Source organism: Streptomyces subrutilus (assembly GCF_001746425.1).
Taxonomy (GTDB): Bacteria; Actinomycetota; Actinomycetes; order Streptomycetales; family Streptomycetaceae; genus Streptomyces; species Streptomyces subrutilus_A.
The window spans coordinates 3,784,505-3,809,865 of record NZ_MEHK01000001.1; the positions used below are offsets into that span (position 1 = coordinate 3,784,505).

General features: G+C 69.9%; 25 protein-coding genes and 2 tRNA genes. 11 read left to right on the forward strand and 16 right to left on the reverse strand.

From position 1 onward, the window contains the following. Positions 1–3: 3 nt before the first annotated feature. A complete protein-coding gene (locus BGK67_RS18005; RefSeq protein WP_069921048.1) occupies positions 4–777 on the reverse strand; it encodes a DUF881 domain-containing protein in 774 nt (257 codons plus the stop codon). Between the two features lie 91 nt (positions 778–868). On the opposite strand from BGK67_RS18005, the gene crgA reads away from it, so the two are divergent. After that, positions 869–1,123: a cell division protein CrgA gene (crgA, locus tag BGK67_RS18010; protein ID WP_069921049.1), complete on the forward strand. Its 255-nt coding sequence runs from the start codon at positions 869–871 to the stop codon at positions 1,121–1,123. A 115-nt stretch (positions 1,124–1,238) separates the two neighbouring features. On the opposite strand, the gene BGK67_RS18015 is transcribed toward crgA, so the two are convergent. Continuing rightward, on the reverse strand, positions 1,239–2,114 hold the full coding sequence (locus BGK67_RS18015; RefSeq protein ID WP_069921050.1) for a rhomboid family intramembrane serine protease: 876 nt from the start codon (positions 2,112–2,114) through the stop codon (positions 1,239–1,241). Between the two features lie 164 nt (positions 2,115–2,278). After that, positions 2,279–2,806, reverse strand: coding sequence for a peptidylprolyl isomerase (locus tag BGK67_RS18020; protein ID WP_069921051.1), 528 nt, complete (start codon positions 2,804–2,806; stop codon positions 2,279–2,281). 175 nt (positions 2,807–2,981) lie between these two features. Between BGK67_RS18020 and BGK67_RS18025 the strand changes: the two genes are divergently transcribed. Then, entirely contained in the window at positions 2,982–3,665 is a 684-nt protein-coding gene (locus tag BGK67_RS18025) for a DUF5324 family protein (protein WP_069921052.1), read from the forward strand. A 101-nt stretch (positions 3,666–3,766) separates the two neighbouring features. Here BGK67_RS18025 and BGK67_RS18030 read toward each other — a convergent pair whose 3' ends face one another. After that, entirely contained in the window at positions 3,767–4,303 is a 537-nt protein-coding gene (locus BGK67_RS18030; protein ID WP_069921053.1) for a LysM peptidoglycan-binding domain-containing protein, read from the reverse strand. Between the two features lie 246 nt (positions 4,304–4,549). Here BGK67_RS18030 and BGK67_RS18035 point away from each other — a divergent pair, with 246 nt between their 5' ends. After that, complete coding sequence (locus BGK67_RS18035; RefSeq protein WP_069921054.1) at positions 4,550–5,107, forward strand: GNAT family N-acetyltransferase; 558 nt, start codon at positions 4,550–4,552, stop codon at positions 5,105–5,107. Between the two features lie 60 nt (positions 5,108–5,167). Here the strand turns inward: BGK67_RS18035 and BGK67_RS18040 are convergent. After that, positions 5,168–5,240 (reverse strand) — tRNA-Ala (locus BGK67_RS18040). Between the two features lie 161 nt (positions 5,241–5,401). On the opposite strand from BGK67_RS18040, the gene BGK67_RS18045 reads away from it, so the two are divergent. Together BGK67_RS18045 and BGK67_RS18050 are read left to right on the forward strand one after the other, a co-directional pair. Beyond that, positions 5,402–5,950, forward strand: coding sequence for a helix-turn-helix domain-containing protein (locus BGK67_RS18045; protein WP_069921055.1), 549 nt, complete (start codon positions 5,402–5,404; stop codon positions 5,948–5,950). A gap of 53 nt (positions 5,951–6,003) precedes the next feature. Further along, a complete protein-coding gene (locus BGK67_RS18050; protein WP_069921056.1) occupies positions 6,004–7,317 on the forward strand; it encodes a serine/threonine-protein kinase in 1,314 nt (437 codons plus the stop codon). Here BGK67_RS18050 and BGK67_RS18055 read toward each other — a convergent pair. The 11 genes from BGK67_RS18055 to dnaA all read right to left on the reverse strand — a co-directional run bounded on the left by BGK67_RS18055 (position 7,304) and on the right by dnaA (position 21,674). Further along, on the reverse strand, positions 7,304–8,632 hold the full coding sequence (locus BGK67_RS18055; RefSeq protein ID WP_069921057.1) for a hypothetical protein: 1,329 nt from the start codon (positions 8,630–8,632) through the stop codon (positions 7,304–7,306). The genes BGK67_RS18050 and BGK67_RS18055 overlap by 14 nt on opposite strands. 122 nt (positions 8,633–8,754) lie before the next feature. Next, positions 8,755–8,889 (reverse strand): DLW-39 family protein, encoded by a 135-nt coding sequence (locus BGK67_RS39455; protein WP_208809277.1) that lies wholly within the window; start codon positions 8,887–8,889, stop codon positions 8,755–8,757. Between the two features lie 144 nt (positions 8,890–9,033). Then, positions 9,034–9,107: transfer RNA gene (locus BGK67_RS18060), tRNA-Ile, on the reverse strand. A gap of 105 nt (positions 9,108–9,212) precedes the next feature. Further along, entirely contained in the window at positions 9,213–9,836 is a 624-nt protein-coding gene (locus BGK67_RS18065; RefSeq protein WP_079154253.1) for a DUF3566 domain-containing protein, read from the reverse strand. Positions 9,837–9,839: 3 nt separating this feature from the next. Beyond that, positions 9,840–12,446, reverse strand: a complete 2,607-nt coding sequence (gene gyrA / locus BGK67_RS18070) for a DNA gyrase subunit A (RefSeq protein WP_069921059.1) — start codon at positions 12,444–12,446, stop codon at positions 9,840–9,842. 40 nt (positions 12,447–12,486) lie between these two features. Further along, the gene (gene gyrB / locus BGK67_RS18075) at positions 12,487–14,508 is read right to left on the reverse strand and encodes a DNA topoisomerase (ATP-hydrolyzing) subunit B (RefSeq protein ID WP_069923951.1); all 2,022 of its coding nucleotides are present in this window, start codon (positions 14,506–14,508) and stop codon (positions 12,487–12,489) included. A 556-nt stretch (positions 14,509–15,064) separates the two neighbouring features. Continuing rightward, positions 15,065–15,607, reverse strand: a complete 543-nt coding sequence (locus tag BGK67_RS18080; RefSeq protein ID WP_069921060.1) for a DciA family protein — start codon at positions 15,605–15,607, stop codon at positions 15,065–15,067. After that, on the reverse strand, positions 15,604–16,740 hold the full coding sequence (gene recF / locus BGK67_RS18085) for a DNA replication/repair protein RecF (RefSeq protein ID WP_069921061.1): 1,137 nt from the start codon (positions 16,738–16,740) through the stop codon (positions 15,604–15,606). Before recF ends, BGK67_RS18080 begins: the two co-directional genes overlap by 4 nt. Positions 16,741–16,831: 91 nt before the next feature. Beyond that, positions 16,832–17,707 (reverse strand): phosphogluconate dehydrogenase (NAD(+)-dependent, decarboxylating), encoded by an 876-nt coding sequence (gnd, locus tag BGK67_RS18090; RefSeq protein ID WP_069921062.1) that lies wholly within the window; start codon positions 17,705–17,707, stop codon positions 16,832–16,834. A gap of 188 nt (positions 17,708–17,895) precedes the next feature. Further along, entirely contained in the window at positions 17,896–19,026 is a 1,131-nt protein-coding gene (gene dnaN / locus BGK67_RS18095) for a DNA polymerase III subunit beta (protein WP_030153167.1), read from the reverse strand. 851 nt (positions 19,027–19,877) lie between these two features. Next, entirely contained in the window at positions 19,878–21,674 is a 1,797-nt protein-coding gene (gene dnaA, locus BGK67_RS18100) for a chromosomal replication initiator protein DnaA (protein ID WP_079154254.1), read from the reverse strand. Positions 21,675–22,031: 357 nt separating this feature from the next. Between dnaA and rpmH the strand changes: the two genes are divergently transcribed. The 6 genes from rpmH (at position 22,032) to rsmG (ending at position 25,332) form a co-directional block, all read left to right on the forward strand. Continuing rightward, positions 22,032–22,169 (forward strand): 50S ribosomal protein L34, encoded by a 138-nt coding sequence (gene rpmH, locus BGK67_RS18105; RefSeq protein WP_008741645.1) that lies wholly within the window; start codon positions 22,032–22,034, stop codon positions 22,167–22,169. A gap of 21 nt (positions 22,170–22,190) precedes the next feature. Next, complete coding sequence (rnpA, locus tag BGK67_RS36350; RefSeq protein ID WP_079154255.1) at positions 22,191–22,565, forward strand: ribonuclease P protein component; 375 nt, start codon at positions 22,191–22,193, stop codon at positions 22,563–22,565. Further along, the gene (gene yidD / locus BGK67_RS36355) at positions 22,562–22,843 is read left to right on the forward strand and encodes a membrane protein insertion efficiency factor YidD (protein ID WP_075970728.1); all 282 of its coding nucleotides are present in this window, start codon (positions 22,562–22,564) and stop codon (positions 22,841–22,843) included. Before rnpA ends, yidD begins: the two co-directional genes overlap by 4 nt. Positions 22,844–22,846: 3 nt before the next feature. Beyond that, the gene (gene yidC / locus BGK67_RS18110; RefSeq protein WP_069921064.1) at positions 22,847–23,953 is read left to right on the forward strand and encodes a membrane protein insertase YidC; all 1,107 of its coding nucleotides are present in this window, start codon (positions 22,847–22,849) and stop codon (positions 23,951–23,953) included. Positions 23,954–23,968: 15 nt separating this feature from the next. Then, complete coding sequence (locus tag BGK67_RS18115) at positions 23,969–24,481, forward strand: Jag family protein (protein WP_069921065.1); 513 nt, start codon at positions 23,969–23,971, stop codon at positions 24,479–24,481. A gap of 131 nt (positions 24,482–24,612) precedes the next feature. Next, complete coding sequence (gene rsmG / locus BGK67_RS18120; RefSeq protein ID WP_069921066.1) at positions 24,613–25,332, forward strand: 16S rRNA (guanine(527)-N(7))-methyltransferase RsmG; 720 nt, start codon at positions 24,613–24,615, stop codon at positions 25,330–25,332. Positions 25,333–25,361: the final 29 nt, after the last annotated feature.

Here is a 25,361-nt window from a genome sequence, read left to right on the forward strand (position 1 = left end):
GCCTCAGGACGTGGGCTCCACCGGCTTCGCATAGTGGAGGTCCACTGTGCCGGAGTAGCCGGGAAGTGTCAGCGCCTTGTGCTCGTCCACTTTCCAGCCGAGCCCGTAGGCGTTCACGTACAGCTGGTAGTTCTGCAGGGCCGGGGAGGCGGCGAGGGCCTTGCGCAGCGCGCCCGGGTCGCCGACCGCCGAGACCTTGTACGGCGGCGAGTACACCCGGCCCTGGAGGATCAGGGTGTTGCCGACGCAGCGGACCGCGCTGGTGGAGATGAGCCGCTGGTCCATGACCTGGACGCCCTGGGCGCCGCCCTGCCAGAGGGCGTTCACCACGGCCTGGAGGTCCTGCTGGTGGATCACCAGGTCGTTGGGCTGCGGCTCGGGGACGTTGGGGATGCGGGCGGTGGCGCCCGGCGGGGCGTCGTTGAGGGTGACGGTCAGGCCCTTGCCGGACAGCTCCTCGGTGCCCGAGGCCACGCGCAGGGCGGCCAGCTTGGCGTCCTCGGCCTTGGTGCTGCCGTCGTCCCGGTCGGCGAGCGCGTCGACACGGCGGCGCACCGGTCCGAGGCTCTGCTCGAGCGCCGCGTTGCTCTGGCTGCGTTCCTCGATGAGGTCGGACAGTTTCAGCAGCGACGCGTCGGTCCGGATGTTCGTACCCTTGGAGGTGTTGAAACTGGTGACGAAGAGCAGCCCGGCCAGGGCGAAGACGGCGGCCGTCAGCAGCCGGACCGGCCTGGCCCGGCGGCGGGGACCCGCGGAGGAGTCGTCGGAATTGCTCAACGTACCCTTCTCCTTCAACGCCACAGGTCCACTACGCTAACGGACGCCCGGGGCAGGCAAGGTCCCCAGCGCATCGACAGGAGAGCCCCTCGTGCCGAAGTCACGTATCCGCAAGAAGGACGACTACACGCCGCCGCCCACGCGGCAGCCGCAGTCCATCAGGCTGACCAACCGCAGCTGGGTCGCCCCGGTGATGCTGGCACTCTTCCTGATCGGTCTCGCGTGGATCGTCGTCTTCTACGTGACCGAGACCCAGCTGCCGATCGAAGCACTGGGCAATTGGAACATCGTGGTCGGTTTCGGCTTCATCGCTGCGGGATTCGGCGTCTCGACGCAGTGGAAGTAGCACGAAACCTTCCCCGATAAAAGCTCTCCCCATGAGTTATCCACAGCGTCATCCACACCTGAGGAAAAGACAGAAGATCTGTGGATAACTCTGTGGAGAGTTGACGCCGGTGTGATCAGGTGAGTTCCGCGGTCCGGAGCAGGATCACCGCTGCCGCCAGCAGGAACACCACCGCACAGGTCCCCGCCTGGGCGAGTGTGCGGTTCCTGCCGGCGGCGGGCCCGAGCAGGCCCAGCCCGACCAGCGCACCGGTGACCAGGCCTCCCACGTGTGCCTGCCAGGACACGCTGAGGCTGCCGCCGAGCGGCACGAAGGTCAGGAACAGCATCAGCACGACCATCACGATCACCGGCCGCATCTCGTACCGCAGCCGGCGCGCGAGGACCACCGTGGCGCCGAGCAGGCCGAAGACGGCCCCGGACGCGCCGAGGGTCGGGGTGTTCGGTGCGGTCAGCAGATAGACGAGGGCGCTGCCGCCGAGCCCCGACAGCAGGTAGACGGCGAGATAGCGGGAGCGGCCCAGTGCCGCTTCCAGCGGGCCGCCGATCACCCACAGGCCGATCATGTTGCCGATGATGTGCCACCACTCGGCGTGCAGGAACACCGAGGTCAGCAGGCGGTAGTACTCGCCCGTGGAGACTCCCTCGACGGGGGCGCCGTAGAACTCCACGTACCGGCCGAGCAGCTCCAGCTGCAGGACGACCGCCGGGGCCGACAGGCCCACGAGGAACACGGCGGCGTTCAGGCCGATCAGGATCTTGGTGACCAGCTGGGGGTCGGCGGCGACCACCCCGCCCGCGAGGGTGCGCGGCGCGTTCGCGGCCGGCCCGTGCCCGGTGCCGGAGCCCGAGCGGACGCATTCGGGGCACTGGAAGCCGACCGAGGCGCTGACCATGCACTCGGGGCAGATGGGGCGCTCGCAGCGGGTGCAGCTGATCCCCGTGTCGCGGTCCGGGTGGCGGTAGCAGCCCGGCAGACGTTCGGTGTCCATCGGTCCCCTCGATCGGCGGCGGGGCAGGGGGACGCCCCGCCGGTCCGGTATGTATCCAGGACGGACGAGCGGGGCGGAAAGGTTCCCGGGGGCGGCGGGACGCGGGTGGCGGAACGCGGGAGTCGGGGCGCGGCAGTCGGGGCGCGGTAGTCGGGGCGCGGTAGTCAGCGCTTCTCGACGACGACCGACTTGATGATCACGTCTTCCACAGGTCGCTCGGTGCGCGCGTTGGTGGGGAGCGAGGCGATCTTGTCCACAACCGTCTGGCTGGCCTTGTCGGTGACCTCGCCGAAGATCGTGTGCTTGCGGGTCAGCCAGGCGGTGGGCGCGACGGTGATGAAGAACTGCGAGCCGTTGGTGCCCGGGCCGGCGTTGGCCATGGCGAGCAGGTAGGGCTTGGTGAAGGCCAGGTCGGGGTGGAACTCGTCGGCGAACTGGTAGCCCGGACCGCCGGTGCCGTTGCCCAGCGGGTCCCCGCCCTGGATCATGAAGCCGCTGATGACGCGGTGGAAGACGGTGCCGTCGTACAGCGGGTCCGTGGTCTTCTGGCCGTCGGTGGGCCGGGTCCACTCACGGGCGCCGGTGGCGAGCTCGGTGAAGTTCCGCACGGTCTTCGGAGCGAAGTTCGGCAGCAGCTCGATCTCGATGTCGCCGTGGCTGGTCTTCAGGGTGGCGTAGAGCTTCTCGGCCACAGATCTGCCTTCCATAGTCATCACTGTCGGTTCAGATCCTCCCACGCGGGGAAGCAGCGGACGGAAATGCTCCACCCGTATGCACTGTCATGCATGCCTGGCTGTGTCTTGCCAGGCATGATCCGACAAAGGGTGGAAAGGTGAACTGTGTCCGCCACCGAGAAGGAGGAATCCTGTGACCCGCAAGGACAGCGTGCTCGCGGCTGCGGAAAGCGCCAGGGAGACCGTGCGGCACGCGTCGGAAGTGGTGGCACCGTACGCAGGGACCGCCAAGGACGCCGTGTCGCACTACGCGCATGAGGCCAACCAGGTACTCGCGCCGAAGGTTTCCCACGCGGCCGTCGAGGCCGCACGGCAGGCACGGACCACGTACGACACCCACCTGCATCCACGCGTGAAGGCAGCGCGTGCGCATGTACCGCCGAATGTGGACCGGGCGGCGACGAAGGCGGTGACGCAGACGCGCCGGGCCGCGCGGCAGGCGGCCGACTACACGCAGCCTCGGATCGAGAGCGCGATCGCCGCGGCCACGCCGGTGGCCGAGGAAGCGGCCTCGCGGTCCGTGGCGGCGTTCGCGGCGCTGCGGGGCCAGGTGACTCCGCAGGAGATCCAGCGGCTCGCGCGCCGCCACGAGCGGCGGGCGCGCTGCGGCCGGGCGCTGCGCGGGATCGCCATCGTCGGTGTCGTGGCGGGCGCCGCCTTCGCGGCGTGGAAGTGGTGGGACCAGCAGTCGAACCCGGACTGGCTGGTCGAGCCGCCGGCGGCCACGGAGGTGCCGGCGGAGCCGGCGAGCTTCGACGAGGAGCTCGCCGCCAAGGAGCGCGAAGTGGGCTCGGCTGCCGACGACAAGCAGCCCTGACCGCGGGCGAACGAGCGGTGGAAGGGCCCGGATCCTTTGCTGGATCCGGGCCCTTCCGCTGTCGGTCCGCCGTGCGGGCGGAGCCGGGTCGGTGGGGGAGGTCAGTGGGGGAGCGTCAGCACCATGCCCGGGCGGATGAGGTCCGGGTTGGAGCCGACGACGCCCTTGTTCATGGCGTAGAGCTCGCGCCAGCGGGCCTCGTTGCCGAGCTCGCGGCGGGCGATCTCGGAGAGCGAGTCGCCGGGCCTGACCGTATAGGTGCGCTTCTTGGCGGCGGGCTCGGGCGCGGGCATGGGCGCCGCCGGAACGGCCTTGTGCGCGGCCGAGCCGGGCGTCGGGGTGTGCGCGGCGCCGCGCGCCGCGGGGGCCGCCGTGCCGGGCTTGGGCATCGGGGCGGGCCTGGGGGCCGCGGGTACCGCCTTGTGCGCGGCCGAGCCGGGCGTGGGGGTCGCGGGGGCGGGCTTGGGCGGAGCGGCTGCCGCCATCCGCTCGGCGGCCGCGCGGGTGGCCGAGGCGGCGTCGGCGGCCTGACGGGTGGCGGGTCCCGCCGGGGCCTGCTGCCGGACCTGCTCCGCCGCCTTCTCGGCGGCCTCGTGTGCCTTCTTCTTGTCGGACTTCAGGAAGTCGAAGAGTCCCATGTGCGTACGCCTCCGGCGTGGTGTTTCCCCTGGCCGGCGCCCGCGGGGCGCGGCGCCTTCCCCCACTCTCGGACACGGGACTCCGGGCGGCCCCGTGACTGGGCCATCCGGGGGACGGGCCCCGGCCCGGCCGGCCGCCGGTCCCTGACGGGCGCGGCGCGGTGTTTCACGTGAAACACCGTCCGGCCGGAAGGGGCTGCCTTCCGGGCCCCCGGCCCGCTCCGGTCCGGCTGATAGCGTCCGGACATGCCCGAGCTGATCCCGCCCACCCCCCGGCTGCACTCCTCCTGGCTCGCCGCCCGCGCGGAATGGGGCGACGAGGCCGACATGGACGGCGCCGGCCTCGGCTCGGAGGACGACGTGGACAGCCCCGAGGGCTTCGCCGCCTGGGTGGATTCGCTGCACCGCCGCGCGGACCGCGCGCTCCCGATCGAGCAGGGCCGGGTACACGCGACGTACTGGTGGATCGCCGAGGGCGACACCTACCTCGGCGCGATCGATCTGCGCCACCACCTGAACGCCTTCCTCCTCGACGCCGGCGGCCACATCGGCTACAGCGTGCGACCCTCGGCGCGGGGGCGCGGGCTGGCCGGCCGGGCCCTGGAATCGGTGCTCCACGAGGCGCGGGTGATGGGGATGGACCGGGTCCTGCTGACCTGCGACCCCGGCAACACCGCATCGGTTCGCACGATCGAGCGGGGCGGCGGTGTCCTGGAAGACGTCCGCGAGACCCTGATCGGGCCCAAGCGCCGCTACTGGATCGACCTCTGGCCGACCTCCCCCAAGGCCCGCAGGTCCTCCTGACCCTGGACGCGAAAAGACCCCCCTCGCCTACGTTTCCGCAGGTCAAGGGGGGTCTTCGGGTGGAGCCTAGGAGATTCGAACTCCTGACATCTGCCTTGCAAAGGCAGCGCTCTACCAACTGAGCTAAGGCCCCATGGGTACGGACGCGCCTGTCCCCTTGCGGGGAGCGGGTGTTCCGCAGAACAGAGTACCGGGTGTACCCCCTCAACCCGCAAAATGATAGGGACTCCCGCCCTGCGACCACGCTCCGTAAGATGCTCGCGAGGTTCGCACCAGCGAAGGGGAGTAGGAAGAGTGGACGCAGTACAGCAAGAGGCCACGGCCAGAGCCAGAGAGCTTCAGCGCAGTTGGTACGGGGAGCCTCTGGGAGCGCTCTTCCGCCGGCTCATAGATGACCTCGGCCTCAACCAGGCCCGCCTCGCTGCCGTCCTCGGACTGTCGGCGCCCATGCTGTCCCAGCTGATGAGCGGCCAGCGCGCCAAGATCGGCAACCCTGCCGTGGTGCAGCGCGTCCAGGCCCTCCAGGACCTCGCCGGCCAGGTGGCCGACGGGAGCGTCAGCGCGGCGGAGGCCACCGACCGGATGGACGAGATCAAGAAGACCCAGGGTGGCTCGGTCCTCAGCAACAGCGGCCAGACCTCCATCAGTTCGGGTGCGCCCACCGTCAAGCGCGTCGTCCGCGAGATCCAATCGCTGCTGCGCTCGGTCTCCGCGGCGGGCGACATCATCGACGCGGCGGACACGCTCGCCCCCAGCCACCCGGAACTGGCAGAGTTCCTCCGGGTGTACGGCGCGGGCCGCACCGCGGACGCGGTGGCCCACTACGAGGCCCACCAGAACTGACGCGCACGAAGGCGGGCCAGGGCGACCGAGGGTGACGGGGGACGGGCACAGCGATGGGTGAGGTCTTCGCCGGTCGGTACGAGTTGGTCGATCCGATCGGGCGCGGGGGCGCGGGCGCCGTATGGCGCGCCTGGGACCACCGGCGCCGCCGGTACGTCGCCGCGAAGGTGCTCCTGCAGAGCGACGCCCACACGCTCCTGCGGTTCGTGCGGGAGCAGGCCCTGCGGATCGATCACCCGCACGTACTGGCCCCCGCGAGCTGGGCGGCCGACGACGACAAGGTCCTGTTCACCATGGACCTGGTCAGCGGCGGCTCCCTCGCCCACGTGATCGGGGACTACGGCCCCCTCCCGCCCCGGTTCGTGTGCACGCTGCTCGACCAGCTCCTGTCGGGGCTGGCCGCGGTGCACGCGGAGGGCGTCGTCCACCGCGACATCAAACCGGCCAACATCCTGATGGAGGCCACCGGAACCGGGCGGCCGCACCTGCGGCTGTCCGACTTCGGCATCTCCATGCGCAAGGGCGAGCCGCGGCTGACCGAGACCGACTACGTCGTCGGCACGCCGGGTTATTTCGCCCCCGAGCAACTGCTGGGTGCCGAGCCGGACTTCCCCGCGGACCTCTTCGCCGTCGGCCTCGTCGCCCTGTACCTCCTCCAGGGGCGCAAGCCCGACTCCCGGGCCCTGGTGGAGCACTTCCTGGCGCACGGCACCCCCGGCGCGCCGGAAGGCGTTCCCGCGCCGCTGTGGGACGTCGTCGCCAGTCTGCTGCAGCCGGACCCCCACAGCCGGTTCAAGACCGCCACAGGGGCGCGCAAGGCCCTTGCCGAGGCCGTGGAGCTGCTCGCCCCGCCCGCGCCCGACGAGGCCGCGGTGGAGGTGTTCGACCAACTCGGTCCGCTCCCGGACGGCTTCGGACCCCAGGGGCCCTCGGCCACGGCGGCGGGCGGCCCGGCGGGCTCGCCGGCGCCCACGGCCGCCACGACCCCGGCCGGACCCGCGACCCCGTCCACGACCCCGCACCCGGCGCAGGCACCGGCGCAACCCCCGTCCCCCACGCCTTCCCCGTCCCCGTACGGGTCCCCGCACACCTCGCCGTACGCCACCCCCTACGCCTCCCCGGCGGCCGTGGCGGAAGCCGCCCGGACGGATCCGGGCGGCACCGGCCCGACCGCCCCCATGGCCGCGTACGGCCCCCTGGAGACCGGAAGCTTCCACCTCGCCCCGCCGGTGCCCCGGGCCGCGCCCGGGACGCCCGCGCGTCCCGGCGGCGGGATCGCCCCGCCCCCGGCCGGGGTGAAGGCCGGGCTCCTCGCCGCGGCGCTGCTGTGCTTCGCCGTCGGGGTGTGGGCCCTCACCCGGCTGTAGCGGCGCCCCGGCCCCGCCGGGCGAGCAGGATCCAGCCGCCCAGTACGAGCAGCAGCAGGGTCCCGGTGCCGAACCCGGCGCCGGCCACCACGCGCATCACCGAGCCGTTCCTGGCGGCGTCGGCGGCCTCGGGGGCGGTCAGCCCCTCCCGGGCGGCGGCCCGGTCCTCCGCACCGACCCCGAATCCGGCCGCGGTCAGGCTCTGCGCGTAGGCGGGGGCCTTCGCCGGGGTCCCGCTCACGTCCGTGCGCAGGGTCAGCGGCACGGGGGTCGCGTCCTCGGTGAAGTCGGCGACCTTCGCGCCCATGGTCACGGCGATGTAGTACCAGCCGGCGATTCCCACGGACTTGACCTCCGCGTCGCTCGCGAAGCGGTTCTCGTAGGCGACGGGCGGGGTCTTCTCCAGCGTGGCCCCGGCCTGCTTGCCGTCGTAGGAGACGTCCTCGTACGAGACCAGGCGCCGGTAGGGGCTGTAGAGCGAGACGGTGAGCCCGTTGGAGGCGGAGCCGTACTGCTTGGTCAGCTTGGCGGCGGACAGTTCGGCGCTCAGGCCCAGCTGCTGCCCCCAGTCCAGCGGCACCCGGTAGAAGCGGGTCTGCCCCGGGCGCAGTTCGTCGCGCCACACCCCGCCGCCCAGGGCGCGGGCGTCGTTGAAGCCGGTCCCGCCGGTGCGGGCGACCGCCTCGGTGCCCGGCAGGGTCGGGGCGCCCGAGGCCCAGCTGCCGGGGGCCGCGGTGGGCCCGCCGGAGCTGCGGCCGGGTTCGCGCTGCACCTTGAGCTCGACCGGCCAGGGGCTCTGGTCGGAGCCCTTGGCGGACGTACGGGTGACCTTGGCGTAGTAGACCCCGCCCGGCGCGCACTCGGCGTCCTCCGAGCCCCAGCGGACGCCCGCGGCACTGATCGGCACCGGGTCGTAGCCGAAGCTCGCCCGCCCGGTGCTGCCCTGGCAGGACCGGCCGGCGGTGGTCATGATCTCCACCTCGATGCCGTCGCTGCCCGTGACCTTGGCTCCCGGCCCGGGCCGGACCACTGCGGAGACGTAGACGTTCGACTGGTCCTTCTCCAGGACGAGCCGGTACACGCGCTCTCCGGGGGCGATCTCGTCCTGGTAGACGCTGCCCGCCTCCAGGAGCGGGGCGTCCGCCGTGGAGGGTTTGCCGGCCACGGCCTTCGCGCCGTCCGCCGCGCGGTACGTCGGGACGGGCTGCGGCGCCGTCCCCGTCGCGTGGGCGGCCGCCGGCAGGCCCGCCGCCACGGCCACGGCCGCCGCCCCCGCCACGGCGCCCGTCCGCACCGCCGCCCGTACCCGACCCATCACGCCCACCCCGAGTTTGCTAGCGCAAGCCAAATCTTTGCATAACGTAACTTTTCGTCACAGAACAGCACAAAGCCCCGGCCGCAGCGGCAGCCGGGGCTTCATGCGATCAGCCTTGGGTCTCACACACCGGAACCAGAAGGCACGGAGTCGGTTGCCTCCGTCCACAGGTCCTGCTCGGCGCGGTCCGCCTGGATCTGGCGGTACACGAGGAGCCCGCCGATGGCGGCCAGTGCGACCAGGAGCAGCTTCTTCACCGCGCGACCTCGTCTTTCGTTGACGTAGGGGACTTCTGGCAGCCAACAATACACACCGACCGATACCGATCGGTTATCTGGGAAGCGGCCAACTGGCCCCACGACAAAGACCCCCAGGCCTTGGCCTGGGGGTCTTCGACACTGTGGGGCTAACAGGATTTGAACCTGTGGCCTCATCCTTATCAGGGATGCGCTCTAACCAACTGAGCTATAGCCCCATCCGCGCTGCGCGCTGACTCCTGAAGGTTAGCGCACAGACCCGGGAGCTCCAAAATCGCCCGGAGCGAAGCCCCTATGGACGCGGCCGGGGGCGTCTGCGCAGGTCACTCGTCCTCGGCGAGCGTGAGCTCCACACCGCCGACGAAGCCCGCCGACAGGTTGTAGATGAACGCGCCCAGCGTCGCCAGAGCCGTCGCCAGCACCACGTCGATCACCGCGATGACCGACGTGAAGATCAGAACGCGCGGCAGCGAGAGGAACGACTGGAGGTCGAACCCGTTGCTCTCGTTCGAACCGGTCGCCTCGCTGATCGTGCCGCCGACGGTCGAGAAGACGCCCATCGCGTCCATGACCATCCACAGCACCGCCGCCGCCACGATCGTGCAGATGCCCAGCGCGATCGACAGCAGGAAGCTGACCTTCATGACCGACCACGGGTCGGCCTTGGCCACCCGCAGGCGCGCCTTGCGCGTCCTGGGCGCCATACGGGCCCCCGTGCGCGGCTTGCGCTGCGCGGTGGCCGTCCCGCCGCCCCGCGGCGCACCCGGGCCCGCGGGCTCCGAGTAGGCCTGCGGCGGGTGGTACGGCTGCGCGGGGGCCGCGCCGGCCTGCGGCTGCGGCTGCGGTTCTCGGGTATCCGTCACAGTCCCCCCCTGGGAGTCCGCGGCAGGGCCACGGGCACCGTTCTCTCCAGTCTTGGCCGGTCCGGCACCCGTGGCTCCACTCACGACTTACTCCTCGTGCTCCCCGGCCGAGGGCTGCGTGCCCTCGGCGGCCTCGGCGGCCTGTCCGTCGGCTGCCTCGGTGTCGGTCTCGTCGCCCACGACCTCGTCAGCTTCCTGACCGGCCTCGGCGTTGCGGGCGATGCCCACCACGGCATCGCGCTTCCCCAGGTTGATCAGCTGGACGCCCATGGTGTCACGGCCGGTCTCCCTGACTTCGTTGACGCGCGTACGAATCACACCACCGCCGAGCGTGATGGCGAGAATCTCGTCCGTTTCGTCCACCACGAGCGCCCCGACGAGCGACCCGCGGTCCTCCACGATCTTCGCGGCCTTGATGCCCAGACCGCCACGACCCTGGACGCGGTACTCGTCGACCGGCGTCCGCTTGGCGTAGCCGCCGTCGGTCGCGGTGAAGACGAACGTACCCGGCCGCACCACGCTCATGGACAGCAGCTCGTCGCCTTCGCGGAAACTCATGCCCTTCACGCCCGAGGTGGCGCGGCCCATCGGGCGCAGCGCGTCGTCGGTCGCCGTGAAGCGGATCGACTGCGCCTTCTTGCTGATCAGCAGCAGGTCGTCCTCGGCGGACACCAGCTCGGCGCCGATCAGCTCGTCGTCGCCGCCGCCCTCGGTCTCCCGCAGGTTGATGGCGATCACACCACCCGAACGGGGCGAGTCGTAGTCCTTGAGCGCCGTCTTCTTCACCAGGCCGCCCTTGGTGGCCAGGATCAGGTACGGAGCCGCCTCGTAGTCGCGGATGGCGAGGATCTGCGCGATCTTCTCGTCCGGCTGGAAGGCCATCAGGTTCGCCACGTGCTGCCCGCGGGCGTCCCGGCCGGCGTCCGGAAGCTCGTACGCCTTGGACCGGTAGACCCGGCCCTTGTTCGTGAAGAACAGCAGCCAGTGGTGCGTGGTGGAGACGAAGAAGTGGTCGACCAAGTCGTCCTGCTTCAGCTTCGTGCCGCGCACGCCCTTGCCGCCGCGCTTCTGCGAGCGGTAGTCCTCGGTCTTGGTGCGCTTGACGTAGCCGCCGTGCGTGATCGTGACGACGATGTCCTCTTCGGCGATCAGGTCCTCCATGGACATGTCGCCGTCGAAGGGAACCAGCTTGGAACGCCGGTCGTCGCCGAACTTCTCGACGATCGCGGCCAGTTCCTCGCTGACGATCGAGCGCTGGCGCTCCGGGGAGGCCAGGATCGCGTTGTACTCGTTGATCTTGGCCTGGAGCTCGTCGTGCTCGGCGACGATCTTCTGCCGCTCCAGCGCCGCCAGGCGGCGCAGCTGCATCTCCAGGATCGCGTTCGCCTGGATCTCGTCGATCTCCAGGAGGCCCATCAGGCCCTCGCGCGCGATCTCGACCGTGTTGCTGCGCCGGATCAGCGCGATGACCTCGTCGATCGCGTCCAGCGCCTTGAGCAGGCCGCGCAGGATGTGCGCGCGCTCCTCCGCCTTGCGCAGGCGGAAGCGCGTACGGCGGACGATGACCTCGATCTGGTGCTGCACCCAGTGCCGGATGAAGGCGTCGATCGACAGCGTCCGCGGCACGCCGTCCACCAGCGCCAGCATGTTCGCGCCGAAGTTCGTCTGCAGGTCGGTGTGCTTGTACAGGTTGTTCAGCACGACCTTGGCGACGGCGTCGCGCTTCAGCACGATCACCAGGCGCTGGCCGGTCCGCGACGAGGTCTCGTCACGGACGTCGGCGATGCCGCCGACCTTGCCGTCCTTCACCAGGTCCGCGATCTTCTGCGCGAGGTTGTCGGGGTTGGTCTGGTACGGAAGCTCCGTCACCACCAGGCACTGGCGGTTCTGGATCTCCTCGACCTCCACCACCGCGCGCATCGTGATGGAGCCGCGACCGGTCCGGTACGCCTCCTCGATGCCCTTGCGGCCCACGACCAGGGCGCCCGACGGGAAGTCAGGACCCTTGATCCGCTCCAGCAGCGCGTCGAGCAGCTCCTCGTGCGTGGCCTCGGGGTGCTCCAGCGCCCACTGCGCGCCCGCGGCGACCTCGCGCAGGTTGTGCGGCGGGATGTTCGTCGCCATGCCGACCGCGATACCGGCGCTGCCGTTGACCAGCAGGTTCGGGAAGCGCGCCGGCAGGACCGTCGGCTCCTGGTTGCGGCCGTCGTAGTTGTCCGTGAAGTCGACGGTCTCCTCGTCGATGTCCCGGAGCATCTCCATGGCCAGCGGCATCAGCTTGCACTCGGTGTAGCGCATCGCGGCCGCCGGGTCGTTGCCCGGAGAGCCGAAGTTGCCGTTGCTGTCCACCAGCGGCATGCGCATCGACCACGGCTGGGCCAGGCGGACCAGGGCGTCGTAGATCGAGGAGTCGCCGTGCGGGTGGTAGGTGCCCATGACGTCGCCGACGACGCGGGCGCACTTGTAGAAGCCCTTCTCGGGCCGGTAGCCGCCGTCGTACATCGCGTACAGCACGCGGCGGTGGACCGGCTTGAGGCCGTCCCGCACGTCGGGCAGCGCACGCGAGACGATGACGGACATCGCGTAGTCGAGGTAGGAGCGCTGCATCTCCGTCTCGAGCCCGACGGGCTCGATGCGCAGCACGGGCTGCTCCTCCGCGGGGTTCTCTGCGGTGGGGGTGGTTTCGTCGGCCATTGCTGGTCAGAAATCCTTTCAGGCGGTCAGCTGAGCCGACTCAGATGTCGAGGAACCGGACGTCCTTGGCGTTGCGCTGGATGAAGGAGCGCCGGGCCTCGACGTCCTCACCCATCAGCACCGAGAACAGGTCGTCGGCCTGCGCCGCGTCGTCCAGGGTGACCTGGCCGAGCACGCGGTGGTCGACGTCCATGGTGGTGACGCGCAGCTCCTCGGCGTTCATCTCGCCCAGACCCTTGAAGCGCTGGATCGAGTCTTCCTTGATCCGCTTGCCGTTCTGCTTGCCGAGCTCGACCAGGGCGTCGCGCTCACGGTCCGAGTACGCGTACTCGAAGTCGTCGCGGCCCCACTTGATCTTGTACAGCGGCGGGCGGGACAGGTACACGTGACCCGCTTCGACCAGCGGCCGCATGAAGCGGAACAGGAAGGTCAGCAGCAGGGTGTTGATGTGCTGGCCGTCGACGTCGGCGTCCGCCATCAGGATGATCTTGTGATAGCGGAGCTTCTCGATGTCGAAGTCCTCGTGCACACCCGTGCCGAAGGCACTGATCAGCGCCTGGACCTCGGTGTTCTGCAGGATCTTGTCGATCCGGGCCTTCTCGACGTTCAGGATCTTGCCGCGGATCGGCAGGATGGCCTGGTACATCGGGTTGCGGCCGGACTTCGCGCTGCCGCCGGCGGAGTCGCCCTCGACGATGAAGATCTCGCACTTCGTCGGGTCGTTCGACTGGCAGTCGGACAGCTTGCCCGGCAGCGAGGCGCTCTCCAGCAGGCCCTTGCGGCGCGTCAGGTCGCGCGCCTTGCGGGCCGCGACGCGCGCCGTGGCCGCCTGGATCGACTTGCGGACGATGTCCGCGGCCTCGTTCGGGTTGCGGTCGAACCAGTCGTTGAGGTGCTCGTGCACGACCTTCTGCACGAAGGTCTTCGCCTCCGTGTTGCCCAGCTTGGTCTTCGTCTGGCCCTCGAACTGCGGCTCGCCCAGCTTCACCGAGATGATCGCCGTGAGACCCTCGCGGATGTCCTCGCCCGCGAGGTTGTCGTCCTTCTCGCGCAGCAGCTTCTTGTCCCGCGCGTAGCGGTTGACCAGACCCGTCAGCGCCGCACGGAAGCCCTCCTCGTGCGTACCGCCCTCGTGCGTGTGGATCGTGTTCGCGAAGGAGTAGACGCCCTCCGTGTACTGCGAGTTCCACTGCATCGCGATCTCGACCGAGAGCATCCGCTCCTTGTCCTCGGCCTCGACGTCGATGACGGTCGGGTGGATCAGCTCGCCCTTGCGCGAGTTGAGGTACTTCACGAAGTCGACGATGCCGCCCTCGTAGTGGTACTTCACCGTGCGCGCGACGGGCTCGGCCGCCTCCGCGTCCGGGTCGTCGGCGCCGACGGTCGCCTTCGCCGAGTCCCGCTCGTCCGTCAGCGTCAGGGTCAGGCCCTTGTTCAGGAAGGCCATCTCCTGGAAGCGCCGCGACAGCGTCTCGAAGGAGTAGTCGGTGGTCTCGAAGATGTCGGGGTCGGCCCAGAACGTGACCGACGTGCCGTGCTCGTCGGTCTCCTCGTTCTTGGCCAGCGGGGCCGTCGGCACGCCCAGCTTGTAGTCCTGGGTCCAGCGGTGGCCGTCCGTCTTGACCTCGACCGCGACCTTGGTCGACAGGGCGTTCACGACGGACACGCCGACGCCGTGCAGACCGCCGGACACGGCGTAGCCGCCGCCGCCGAACTTGCCGCCCGCGTGCAGCACGGTGAGGACGACCTCGACCGCCGGCTTGCCCTCGGACGGCACGATGCCGACCGGGATGCCTCGGCCGTTGTCGACCACGCGCACACCGCCGTCGGCGAGGATCGTCACGTCGATCGTGTCCGCGTGCCCGGCCATGGCCTCGTCGACGGAGTTGTCCACGACCTCCTGCACGAGGTGGTGCAGGCCACGCTCACCGGTCGAGCCGATGTACATACCCGGCCGCTTGCGGACCGCATCCAGGCCCTCGAGGACCTGGATGGCACTGGCGTCGTAATTCTTCTCGTTGGAGTCGCCGGAATCGGCCACGAAGCGCCCTTTCTGGCACAGCGCAGCCCGTACTCCGGACCAGCGTGTGCGCCGGAGGAGCGGCCGCGTCGATCTGCGTTGTCTGCGTGAATCCCGCGATCGGGCGGGATTCCCTTTCAGTCTACCGGTACCACTGACATGAATGGGGGTTTGCCGGTACCTGAGTCCGCATGTGCCGCCCTGAACCTCCACCTTCCGACTCCCCATATCCGGGACGGGGCTCAAAGAGGCTCACACGGGCATCCAGCGCTTCGGCCTGTCAACCTCTCACTACCGTGAGGGACACCACCTGTCACCCTGCCCCCAGCGGGCTGCCGACGGCGCACCGCGGCCGTCCCCGGCGGCGTTCGAGACGGGGGTCTTGGGTGTGGGGCACGGGTGCGGGATGGGGGGCGAGGGCGGGGGGTGTGGATGCGGGGTGGTGTGCGCGGGCTCGGATCGGAGCCCACGCCCGCGCGGCCGGGCCGGCTCCGAAGGCCGCGGGCTCGTGTCCCGCCCGCAGCTCGGCCTGAGGCCCGGGGGGCTGGTGGGGCCGGGGGCCGACCGGGGCCGACCGGTAGCCGGCGGGGGGAGCCTGCTACCCGTACGTGTCCCCCGGACCCGTACTGCCAGGCGCCCGCCAGGGCCCGTAGCCCTTCGGCCGGCCGCCGCCGGGGCCCCGTACCTTGATCAGCCGGACCGTCCCCTGCCCCAGGTCCGCGTTCAACCGCGCGACCAGCTGCGGGGCCAGCAGCTTCAGCTGCGCCGCCCACGCCGAGGAATCGCACCGGACCATCAGCTCACGGTCCTCGTACCGCTCCGGCTCGCAGTGCGCCGCGATGTCCGGCCCGACGATCTCGGGCCAGCGCTCCATCACGCCCGCCACCGCCATCGGCATCTCCCAGCCGCGCTCCGTGCGCAGCCGGTCCAGCGCCGCCATCAGCGGCATCGGGTCCCGGCCGTCCGCCCGCGCGCCCGAGCGCAGCCCCGGACCCTGCTGGCGCTTGCGGCCGCCCGCCGCGTTCCCCCGGGCCCGGGCCTGCTCCCGCGCCGCGGCCAGCGCCTGCCGGGCCAGATCCACCCCGGAGGGCTCCGGGGCCCTGCGGGACTCGTCCCGCGGTTCCTTGTCCTGATCGCTCACAGCCGGGTCACCTCACCGCCGGACACCCCGAACCGCGCCCCCGCCAACACACCCGGAACGTCATCGTCCACCGCCGCCGTCACCAGCACCTGCTCGCCCGGCGCGACCAGCTCGGCCAGCCGCTCCCGCCGCCGCGCGTCCAGCTCCGCGAAGACGTCGTCCAGGATCAGCACCGGCTCCGCGCCCTCCGAGCGCAGCAGCTCGTACGAGGCCAGCCGCAGGGCCAGCGCGTACGACCACGACTCCCCGTGGCTCGCGTATCCCTTCGCCGGCAGCTCGCCCAGCCGCAGCAGCAGGTCGTCGCGGTGCGGACCGACCAGCGTCACACCCCGCTCGATCTCCTGCCTGCGCACCTCCGCCAGGGCCGCGAGCAGCACCTCGTAGAGCGCCTCGCGGCTCCGCGCCGACCCGCTGTCCACCGGCTCGCCCGCCGAGGACCTGTAGGCGAGCCCCAGCGGTCCGCCGCCGGGCGCGAGCTGCTCGTACGCCTTGTCCGCCAGCGGCAGCAGCGTCGCGATCAGGTCGAGGCGCTGCGCCAGCAACTCCGCGCCGACGCGCGCCAGGTGCTGGTCCCACACGTCCAGGGTCGACAGGTCCATCGACCGGCCGCCGTGCCGGCGGGCCATCGCCGCCGACTTCAGCAGGGTGTTGCGCTGCTTCAGCACCCGCTCGTAATCCGAGCGGACCGCCGCCATCCGCGGCGAGCGGGCCGTGACGAGCTCGTCCAAGAACCGGCGCCGCTCGCCCGGGTCGCCCTTCACCAGTGCCAGGTCCTCCGGCGCGAACAGCACCGTCCGGACGATCCCCAGCACGTCCCTCGGCCTGACCTGCGAGGACCGGTTGATCCGGGCCCGGTTGGCCCGGCCCGGGTTCAGCTCCAGCTCGACCAGCTGCTGGCGCTCGCCCTGGGTGACGGCCGCGCGGATGATCGCCCGGTCCGCGCCCATCCGTACGAGCGGCGCGTCCGAGGAGACCCGGTGGCTGCCGAGGCTCGACAGGTAGCCGATCGCCTCGACGAGGTTGGTCTTCCCCTGGCCGTTGGGACCCACGAAAGCCGTGACGCCCGGGTCGAGGGGAACCTCGGCCCGGGCGTACGAGCGGAAGTCGGCCAGCGAGAGATGCGAAACGTGCATACGGCGCCGACCTCCCCCGGCTTCCTGCTGATCTGTGTGGTGCTGTGTCGTGCTGTGTGCGGCCGCTGGGCCGCACGGTGTCCCTCGCGGCTTACTTCTTCTCCACCGCGTGGCCGCCGAACTGGTTGCGCAGCGCGGCGATCATCTTCATCTGCGGGGAGTCGTCCTGGCGCGACGCGAACCGCGCGAACAGCGAGGCGGTGATCGCCGGCAGCGGGACGGCGTTGTCGATCGCCGCCTCCACCGTCCAGCGGCCCTCGCCCGAGTCCTGGGCGAAGCCGCGCAGCTGCTCGAGGTGCTCGTCCTCGTCGAGTGCGTTCACGGCCAGGTCCAGCAGCCAGGAACGGATGACCGTCCCTTCCTGCCAGGAGCGGAATACCTCGCGGACGTCGGTGACCGAGTCCACCTTCTCCAGGAGCTCCCAGCCCTCGGCGTAGGCCTGCATCATGGCGTACTCGATGCCGTTGTGGACCATCTTCGCGAAGTGGCCCGCACCGACCTTGCCGGCGTGCACGGCGCCGAACTCGCCCTCGGGCTTGAGGGCGTCGAAGATCGGCTGCACGGTCGCGACGTGCTCCTTGTCGCCTCCGTACATGAGGGCGTAGCCGTTCTCGAGGCCCCACACGCCGCCGGAGACGCCGCAGTCGACGAAGCCGATGCCCTTGGCCTTCAGCTCCTCGGCGTGCTTCTCGTCGTCGGTCCAGCGCGAGTTGCCGCCGTCGACCACGATGTCACCCGGCGACAGCAGCTCGGCGAGCTCGTCGACGGTGGACTGGGTGGCCGCACCGGCCGGGACCATGACCCACACCACGCGGGGGGCCTGCAGACCGTCCACAAGCTCCCGCAGGCTGTGGACATCGGCGAGGTCCGGGTTGCGGTCGTATCCGATGACGGTGTGGCCTGCGCGGCGGATGCGCTCGCGCATGTTGCCGCCCATCTTGCCGAGACCGACGAGACCAAGCTCCATCAGGTGGTTCCTTAAGCGTTGTGGCCGTCTTTGCCGGGGCCTCCTGCTTCCCGGAGGACATCCCAGGCCCCGAGCCTACGCCCGGCCGGGTCGCCGGGCGCCATGGGGCGCGCCTGTTCCCGGAGGCCGGGAAAACGCGGTCAGGCCCGGTCTCGCGGCACGCGAAACCGGGCCTGACCTGCGAAGGATCAACCGGAGAGGCGTACCGGCATGATCAGGTACTTGTACGCCTCGTCGGCTTCGGCGTCCACCGCGGGGCGGCCGCTGAGCAGCGCCGGCTTGGTGGACGTGGTGAAGCTGAGCTGGGCCGCGGGCGAGTCGATCGCGCTCAGGCCGTCGAGCAGGAAGGTCGGGTTGAAGGCGATCGAGATGTCGTCGCCCTCCAGCTTGGCGTCGACGCGCTCCACAGCCTGTGCGTCGTCGGAGGAGCCGGCCTCGAGGATCAGCACGCCCTGCTCGAAGCTCAGGCGGACCGGGGTGTTGCGCTCGGCGACGAGGGCCACGCGCTTGACGGCCTCGACGAACGGGGCGGTCTCGATCACGGCGATGGAGTTGAACTCCGTCGGGAAGAGCGTGCGGTACTTCGGCAGGTCGCCTTCGAGGAGGCGGGTGGTGGTGCGGCGGCCGGCGCCCTCGAAACCGATCAGGCCCTCACCGGCGCCGGAGCCGGACAGCGCCAGGGTGACGGTGTCACCGCTGGTCAGGGACTTGGCGGTGTCCAGGAGGGTCTTCGCGGGCACCAGGGCCACTGCGGAGGCGTCCGGGTTCTCCGGCTTCCACAGGAACTCGCGGACCGCGAAGCGGTAACGGTCGGTGGAGGCCAGGGTGACGCGGTCGCCCTCGATCTCGATGCGCACACCGGTCAGCACGGGCAGCGTGTCGTCGCGGCCGGCGGCGATGGCGACCTGGGCGGCGGCGGAGGCGAAGACCTCACCGGGCACGGTGCCGGTCGCGGTCGGCATCTGCGGCAGCGCCGGGTATTCCTCCACAGGCAGGGTGTGGAGTGTGAATCGCGAGGAGCCGCAGACCACGGTCGCCCGTACACCGTCTGTGGAAATCTCCACCGGGCGGTTGGGGAGAGCGCGGCAGATGTCGGCGAGGAGCCGGCCGGAGACGAGGACCGTGCCGTCCTCCTCGACGTCCGCCTCGACGGAGACGCGGGCGGAGACCTCGTAGTCGAAGCCGGAGAGGCTGAGGGTGCCCTCTTCGGCCTTCAGCAGCAGGCCCGCGAGAACGGGCACCGGCGGCCGGGCCGGGAGGCTACGGGCAGCCCAGGCCACCGCCTCCGCGAGTACGTCGCGCTCCACCCGGATCTTCACCGGAACCGCCTCCTGCTGTTGCTCGCTCGTCTGCCGGCCTTCGTCGTCGGCTGGTCGATGGCTCGAGTGCCGGGAACCAGTCTGACGTACGGCGCCGACAGTCGGTGCGGCCGGCGGTCAAGTCGGGAGCGAGGCGGCGGCGAGCCGATCCACCGAGTTGTGCACAGGGCCTGCTTAAAAACCGAAACCGGGCTAACTCTCTATGGGGGTAGTAGTAGGGCCTGTGGAAACGGTGGATAACCCTGTTCTCGCAGCTCAGACCGCGTTTTTTATCCCCACACCCTGTGGGTGGCACCGGTGGACAACCCGGTGTCTCTGTGGAGAACGAAAAGTTCTGCACAGGCCGTCCCCAGACGACCTCGACTACTCCACAGGTGTGTCCCCAGCTTTCCCCCGGTACTCCACAGCCCAAACGTCCACCTCCGTGTGACCGCTTTCACTCGGGGCGGTGAGCGGGGGTGGCGTGTTGCCGAACAGTGGACAACGGTGTGGAGAAGAGGTCCGATCCTGTGCACAGGATCGGCGAACCTGTGGGTTGCCGGTGGACAACCTCGTGGACAGTGCTGTGGATGAATATTTTGTCCACAGCCTGTGGATAGTGTTTGCGCACAATTCCACAGCCTGCTGACCTGGCCTGATGGAACCTCACCCGCCATGCCTGTGGACAGATTGTGGGCGACGGAGCCCGTCCCCAGGGTGTGGACGGCAGAAAGTCCGTGAATCTGTGGATGAGTTGCTCCCACGGGGGCGTATTCGAACAGGTCAGGGGCGCACGGACGAAGAAGGGCGCCCCCGGTGTGGTCCGGGAGCGCCCTCTGACGGTGCGTGGAAGAGCTCGGCGCGGGGTCGCCTCAGCCGTTCTTGATGCGGTTGGTGAGCTCGGTGACCTGGTTGTAGATGGAGCGGCGCTCCGCCATGAGGGCGCGGATCTTGCGGTCGGCGTGCATGACCGTGGTGTGGTCGCGCCCGCCGAACTGGGCCCCGATCTTGGGCAGGGACAGGTCGGTGAGCTCCCGGCACAGGTACATGGCGATCTGCCGGGCGGTGACCAGGACCCGGCTGCGCGAGGAGCCGCACAGGTCGTCCACGGTGAGCCCGAAGTAGTCGGCGGTTGCCGCCATGATGTCGGTCGCCGTGATCTCCGGCGCACTGTCCTCGCCGCCCGGGATCAGGTTCTTGAGGACGTCCTCGGTCAGGCCCAGGTCGACCGGCTGCCGGTTGAGGCTCGCGAAGGCCGTGACCCGGATCAGCGCCCCCTCCAGCTCGCGGATGTTGCGCGAGATGCGGGAGGCGATGAACTCCAGTACCTCCGGCGGGGCGTTGAGCTGCTCCTGGACCGCCTTCTTGCGCAGGATCGCGATGCGGGTCTCCAGCTCGGGCGGCTGGACGTCGGTGATCAGGCCCCACTCGAAGCGGTTGCGGAGCCGGTCCTCGAGGGTGACGAGCTGCTTGGGCGGCCGGTCCGAGGAGAGCACGATCTGCTTGTTGGCGTTGTGGAGTGTGTTGAAGGTGTGGAAGAACTCCTCCTGCGTCGACTCCTTGCTCGCGAGGAACTGGATGTCGTCGACGAGCAGGATGTCCATCTCGCGGTAGCGCTTGCGGAACGCGTCGCCCTTGCCGTCGCGGATGGAGTTGATGAACTCGTTGGTGAACTCCTCGGAACTCACGTACCGCACGCGGGTGCCGGGGTACAGGCTCCGCGCGTAGTGCCCGATGGCGTGCAGCAGATGGGTCTTGCCGAGTCCCGACTCCCCGTAGATGAAGAGCGGGTTGTACGCCTTCGCGGGTGCCTCGGCGACGGCCACCGCGGCGGCGTGCGCGAAGCGGTTGGAGGCGCCGATGACGAAGGTGTCGAACAGGTACTTGGGGTTCAGCCGGGCGGTCGGCTCGAGCGGGCCCGAGGTGGAGCCGCCGGACGGCGCCGGGGCGGCCGAGGGCCGGCCGGGTGCCTGGCGGGGCGAGGGCTGCTCGTACTGCTGCTGTTCGTACTTCTGCTGCTCGTATTGATGGGAGGGCCGCGACTGGTGCTGCTGCTGGGAGTCGTACGGGGACTGCTCGTACTGCTGCTGGTCGTAGGAGCCCTGGTCGTAGGCCGGGGGCTCGGACTGCTGGAGGTAGCCCGGCTGCGGGGAGGCGTACGGGTCGCGCTCGGGGAAGCTGCCGAGCCGGGGCTGCTGCCATCCGTAGTCGTCCTGCTGGCCGCCCCGGGGCCAGGCGCCGGGCTCGGAGCGCTGCTGCTGGTAGTCCGGGTAGGCGGGGCGGGCGGTGGGGAGCTGGTCGTCCGAGGAGCCGCCCGGGCCGCCGGGCCGCTGGCCGGGATACGGCTCGTAGGCGCCCTGCTGCTGGGTGGTCGGTGCGGGGGGCGAGGAGTCGCCGGCGGAGTCGTCCACGGTGATGGCGATCCGGATGGGACGGCCGCACTCGCGGCTGAGGGCGTCGCTGATCAGCGGGGCGAGGCGGCCCTCGAGGACGCGCTTGCCCCACTCGTTGGGGACGGCGAGCAGCGCGGTGTCGGCGACGAGTGCCAGGGGCTGGCAGCGTTCGACCCACTGCTTGTCCTTGGGCTCGATCCCCGGCTGTCCCTCCCCGAGGAGCTTTTCGAGCACCCTTGGCCACACTGCGGCAAGATCGGCAGGTACGTCAGCCACAGAGCACGCTCTCTCACAGGGGTCCCACGAATGTGTGGTTCTTTGGGACGGTCGGGAACAAAAAATCCGGGATCAGACAACGGTAGTCAGGCCAGCGGGTACGGTTCAAGTCGTTGTCCACAGCCTGTGCACAGTGTGGGGCAGCGTCGGCTCGGTTTGACCGGATGGCGTAGCCGCGCGTACCGTAACGAGGTCGAGTTGTCGATGGCTGCTGCCGCCTGCCTACCGATGGGCGAAGATCACTGACCGTGATCGTTTAGCGGTGCCACTCGGGCGAACACGCGAGTTTCCTCGTGGGCGCACGGTGACAGCCAGGCGATGTCCCGCCACAACGATTTCATTCTCTGGAGCCCCCGAGTGAGCAAGCGCACCTTCCAGCCGAACAACCGCCGTCGTGCCAAGACCCACGGCTTCCGCCTGCGGATGCGTACCCGCGCCGGTCGCGCGATTCTCGCGAACCGCCGTGGCAAGGGCCGCGCCGCCCTTTCCGCGTAACAACACGCAGGTCGTGACGTCGTGCTGTCTCCCGAGAATCGGCTGAGGCGGCGCGAGGACTTCGCGAGCGCGGTACGCCGAGGTCGCCGGGCTGGTCGCCCGCTCCTCGTCGTCCACCTACGTACAAGCGGTGCAACGGACCCGCACGAGTCGGGGGAGATCGATCCCTCGACGCGTGCGGGTTTCGTCGTCAGCAAAGCTGTCGGCAACGCCGTCATACGTAACCGGGTGAAACGCCGTCTGCGCCATCTGGTCCGGCAGCGGCTGTCCCAGCTGCCCGCCGGTAGCCTGATGGTGGTACGTGCGTTGCCCGGAGCGGGCGATGCCGGCCCCGACGAGCTGGCCCGGGACCTGGATGCCGCTCTGGTGCGGCTCCTGGGAGGCGTGGCTCGATGAAGTACCCGCTGCTCGCTTTGATCAAGCTGTACCAGTGGACGATCAGTCCGCTGCTCGGGCCGGTGTGCCGCTACTACCCCTCGTGCTCGCACTACGGGTACACGGCCATCGACCGGCATGGTGCGGTGAAGGGGACGGTTCTGACCGCCTGGCGGATCCTGCGGTGCAATCCGTGGTCCCCGGGTGGTGTGGACCACGTCCCACCTCGTAAACGCCCGCGTTGGCACGAGCAGCTGCGCAGTGCGTTGCGTAGATCTCGCAATGCTCAAGGAGCCTGATTAGTGGACACGATTGCCAGTCTGTTCAGCTTTATCACCACACCCGTTTCGTGGATCATCGTCCAGTTCCACAAGCTGTACGGGGCGATCTTCGGTGCGGACAGTGGGTGGGCCTGGGGCCTGTCCATCGTGTCCCTGGTGGTCTTGATCCGTATCTGCCTGATCCCGCTCTTCGTGAAGCAGATCAAGGCGACGCGCGGCATGCAGGCGCTCCAGCCGAAGATGAAGGCGATCCAGGAGCGCTACAAGAACGACAAGCAGCGTCAGTCCGAAGAGATGATGAAGCTGTACAAGGAGACGGGTACCAACCCGCTCTCCTCGTGCCTTCCCATCCTGGCGCAGTCCCCGTTCTTCTTCGCGCTCTACCACGTGCTGGCCAACATCGCCGACGGCAAGAAGATCGGCGCGATGGACCAGCAGCTGGTCGACAGCGCCCGTGAGGCCAAGATCTTCGGTGCGCCCATCGCCGCGAAGTTCATGGACAGCCCGGAGAAGGTCGAGGCTCTGGGAGCCTCCCTGACGGACGTCCGGATCGTGACCGCCGTCATGATCGTCCTGATGTCGCTGTCGCAGTTCTACACCCAGCGTCAGCTGATGCAGAAGAACGTCGACCTGTCGGTCAAGACGCCGTTCATGCAGCAGCAGAAGATGCTGATGTACATCTTCCCCGTGATCTTCGCGGTCATGGGCATCAACTTCCCCGTCGGTGTCCTCGTCTACTGGATGACCACCAACGTGTGGACCATGGGTCAGCAGATGTACGTGATCAACCAGAACCCGACGCCGGGCAGCATGGCCCAGGACCAGTACCTGACCCGCCTGCTGAAGCACGTCAGCTCGCACGGTGAGCTCAAGAGCCGGGGCAAGAAGAAGGTCGTCGCGGCGATCGTCGCCAAGGGCCCGGACCGCAACGACAACGAGCGCAAGTTCATCTCCGCGCTGACCAAGCAGGGCATGGCCGCTCAGGCGGACGGCTCGGTCATCAAGAGTGCTGAAGCCACCCTCGACTCCGACGCGGCGAGCGGCGGTGTGGCCACGAAGCGGCAGCAGCCCAAGCGGCAGTCGAAGTCGAAGCGTCAGACACCCCCCAGCAAGCCCTCCAAGAAGTAAGAAGGAGTCCCTCCCGTGACGGAAGGCACCACCACCGCCGCCGCTGAGAGTGGCGACACCCTGACCCGCCTCGAGCAGGAGGGTGAGATCGCGGCCGACTACCTTGAGGGTCTGCTGGACATCGCCGACCTGGACGGCGACATCGACATGGACGTCGAGGCCGACCGGGCCGCGGTGTCGATCGTCAGCGACTCGGCCAGCCGCGACCTGCAGAAGCTCGTGGGCCGCGACGGCGAGGTTCTGGAGGCTCTGCAGGAGCTGACCCGCCTCGCCGTGCACCGGGAGACCGGGGACCGCAGCCGGCTGATGCTGGACGTCGCCGGGTTCCGCGCGAAGAAGCGCGAGGAGCTGGCGGCGCTGGGCGCCCAGGCCGCGGCGGACGTGAAGGCGTCCGGCGAGCCCCTGAAGCTGGCCCCGATGACCCCGTTCGAGCGCAAGGTCGTCCACGACGCCGTGGCGGCGGCCGGACTGCGGAGCGAGTCCGAGGGCGAGGAGCCGCAGCGCTTCGTCGTCGTGCTCCCGGCCTGACCGGTAGCGAGAGTGTTCGGCCCCGTCTGTGTCGCAGACGGGGCCGAAGTTTGTCAGCCTGGCATGTGAACGACGCGCCATCTTGAAGACGTGGTTCTTCAGAACCATGCGGTACGGAAGGGACGGTCCCCGTGACGGAGGCAGCAGCTGAGCTTCCCCCGGCGCCTGAAGAGGCGCGCGCGGTGTTCGGTGAGTTTTTCCCGGAAGCTGTGCGCTACGCGGAGCTGCTGGCCGACGCGGGAGTGAAGCGGGGCCTGATCGGGCCGCGCGAGGTGCCGCGGCTGTGGGAGCGGCATCTGCTGAACTGCGCTGTGCTGTCGGAGGTGGTCCCCCAGGGGGTCACCGTGTGCGACGTGGGCTCGGGCGCGGGTCTGCCCGGCATCCCGCTGGCTCTGGTACGGCGTGATCTGAAGATCACGCTGCTCGAGCCGCTGCTCCGGCGGACGACCTTCCTCCAGGAAGCCGTGGAGCTGCTGGGCCTGGACCACGTGACGGTGGTGCGCGGGCGGGCCGAGGAGGTCCTCGGGAAGCTCCAGCCGGTGCACGTGGTGACGGCCCGCGCGGTGGCTCCGCTGGACCGGCTGGCCGGCTGGGGCGTGCCCCTGCTGCGCCCCTACGGGGAGATGCTGGCGCTCAAGGGCGATACCGCCGAGGAGGAGCTGGTGTCGGCGAAGACCGCGCTGACGAAGCTCGGTGTGGTGAAGACCTCGGTGCTGCACGTCGGTGAGGGCGTAGTGGATCCCCTGTCGACGGTGGTGCGCGTGGAGGTCGGGGAGAGCCCCGGCGGGGTGAGGTTCGCGGCCAAGCGGGCCAAGGCGGCCCGGGTGGGCCGCACGCGCCGTCGTCGCTGAATCTCCGATTCTCGGGGTTCGGCGGGAGA

Coding starts and splice junctions, on each gene's coding strand:
- BGK67_RS18015 (WP_069921050.1), bottom strand. CDS start 2,114: ATGGACACCGAACGTCTGCCGGGCTGCTACCGCCACCCGGACCGCGAC.
- BGK67_RS18030 (WP_069921053.1), bottom strand. CDS start 4,303: ATGGGACTCTTCGACTTCCTGAAGTCCGACAAGAAGAAGGCACACGAG.
- BGK67_RS18035 (WP_069921054.1), top strand. CDS start 4,550: ATGCCCGAGCTGATCCCGCCCACCCCCCGGCTGCACTCCTCCTGGCTC.
- BGK67_RS18050 (WP_069921056.1), top strand. CDS start 6,004: ATGGGTGAGGTCTTCGCCGGTCGGTACGAGTTGGTCGATCCGATCGGG.
- BGK67_RS18055 (WP_069921057.1), bottom strand. CDS start 8,632: ATGGGTCGGGTACGGGCGGCGGTGCGGACGGGCGCCGTGGCGGGGGCG.
- gyrA (WP_069921059.1), bottom strand. CDS start 12,446: ATGGCCGACGAAACCACCCCCACCGCAGAGAACCCCGCGGAGGAGCAG.
- recF (WP_069921061.1), bottom strand. CDS start 16,740: ATGCACGTTTCGCATCTCTCGCTGGCCGACTTCCGCTCGTACGCCCGG.
- gnd (WP_069921062.1), bottom strand. CDS start 17,707: ATGGAGCTTGGTCTCGTCGGTCTCGGCAAGATGGGCGGCAACATGCGC.
- yidD (WP_075970728.1), top strand. CDS start 22,562: ATGAAGTACCCGCTGCTCGCTTTGATCAAGCTGTACCAGTGGACGATC.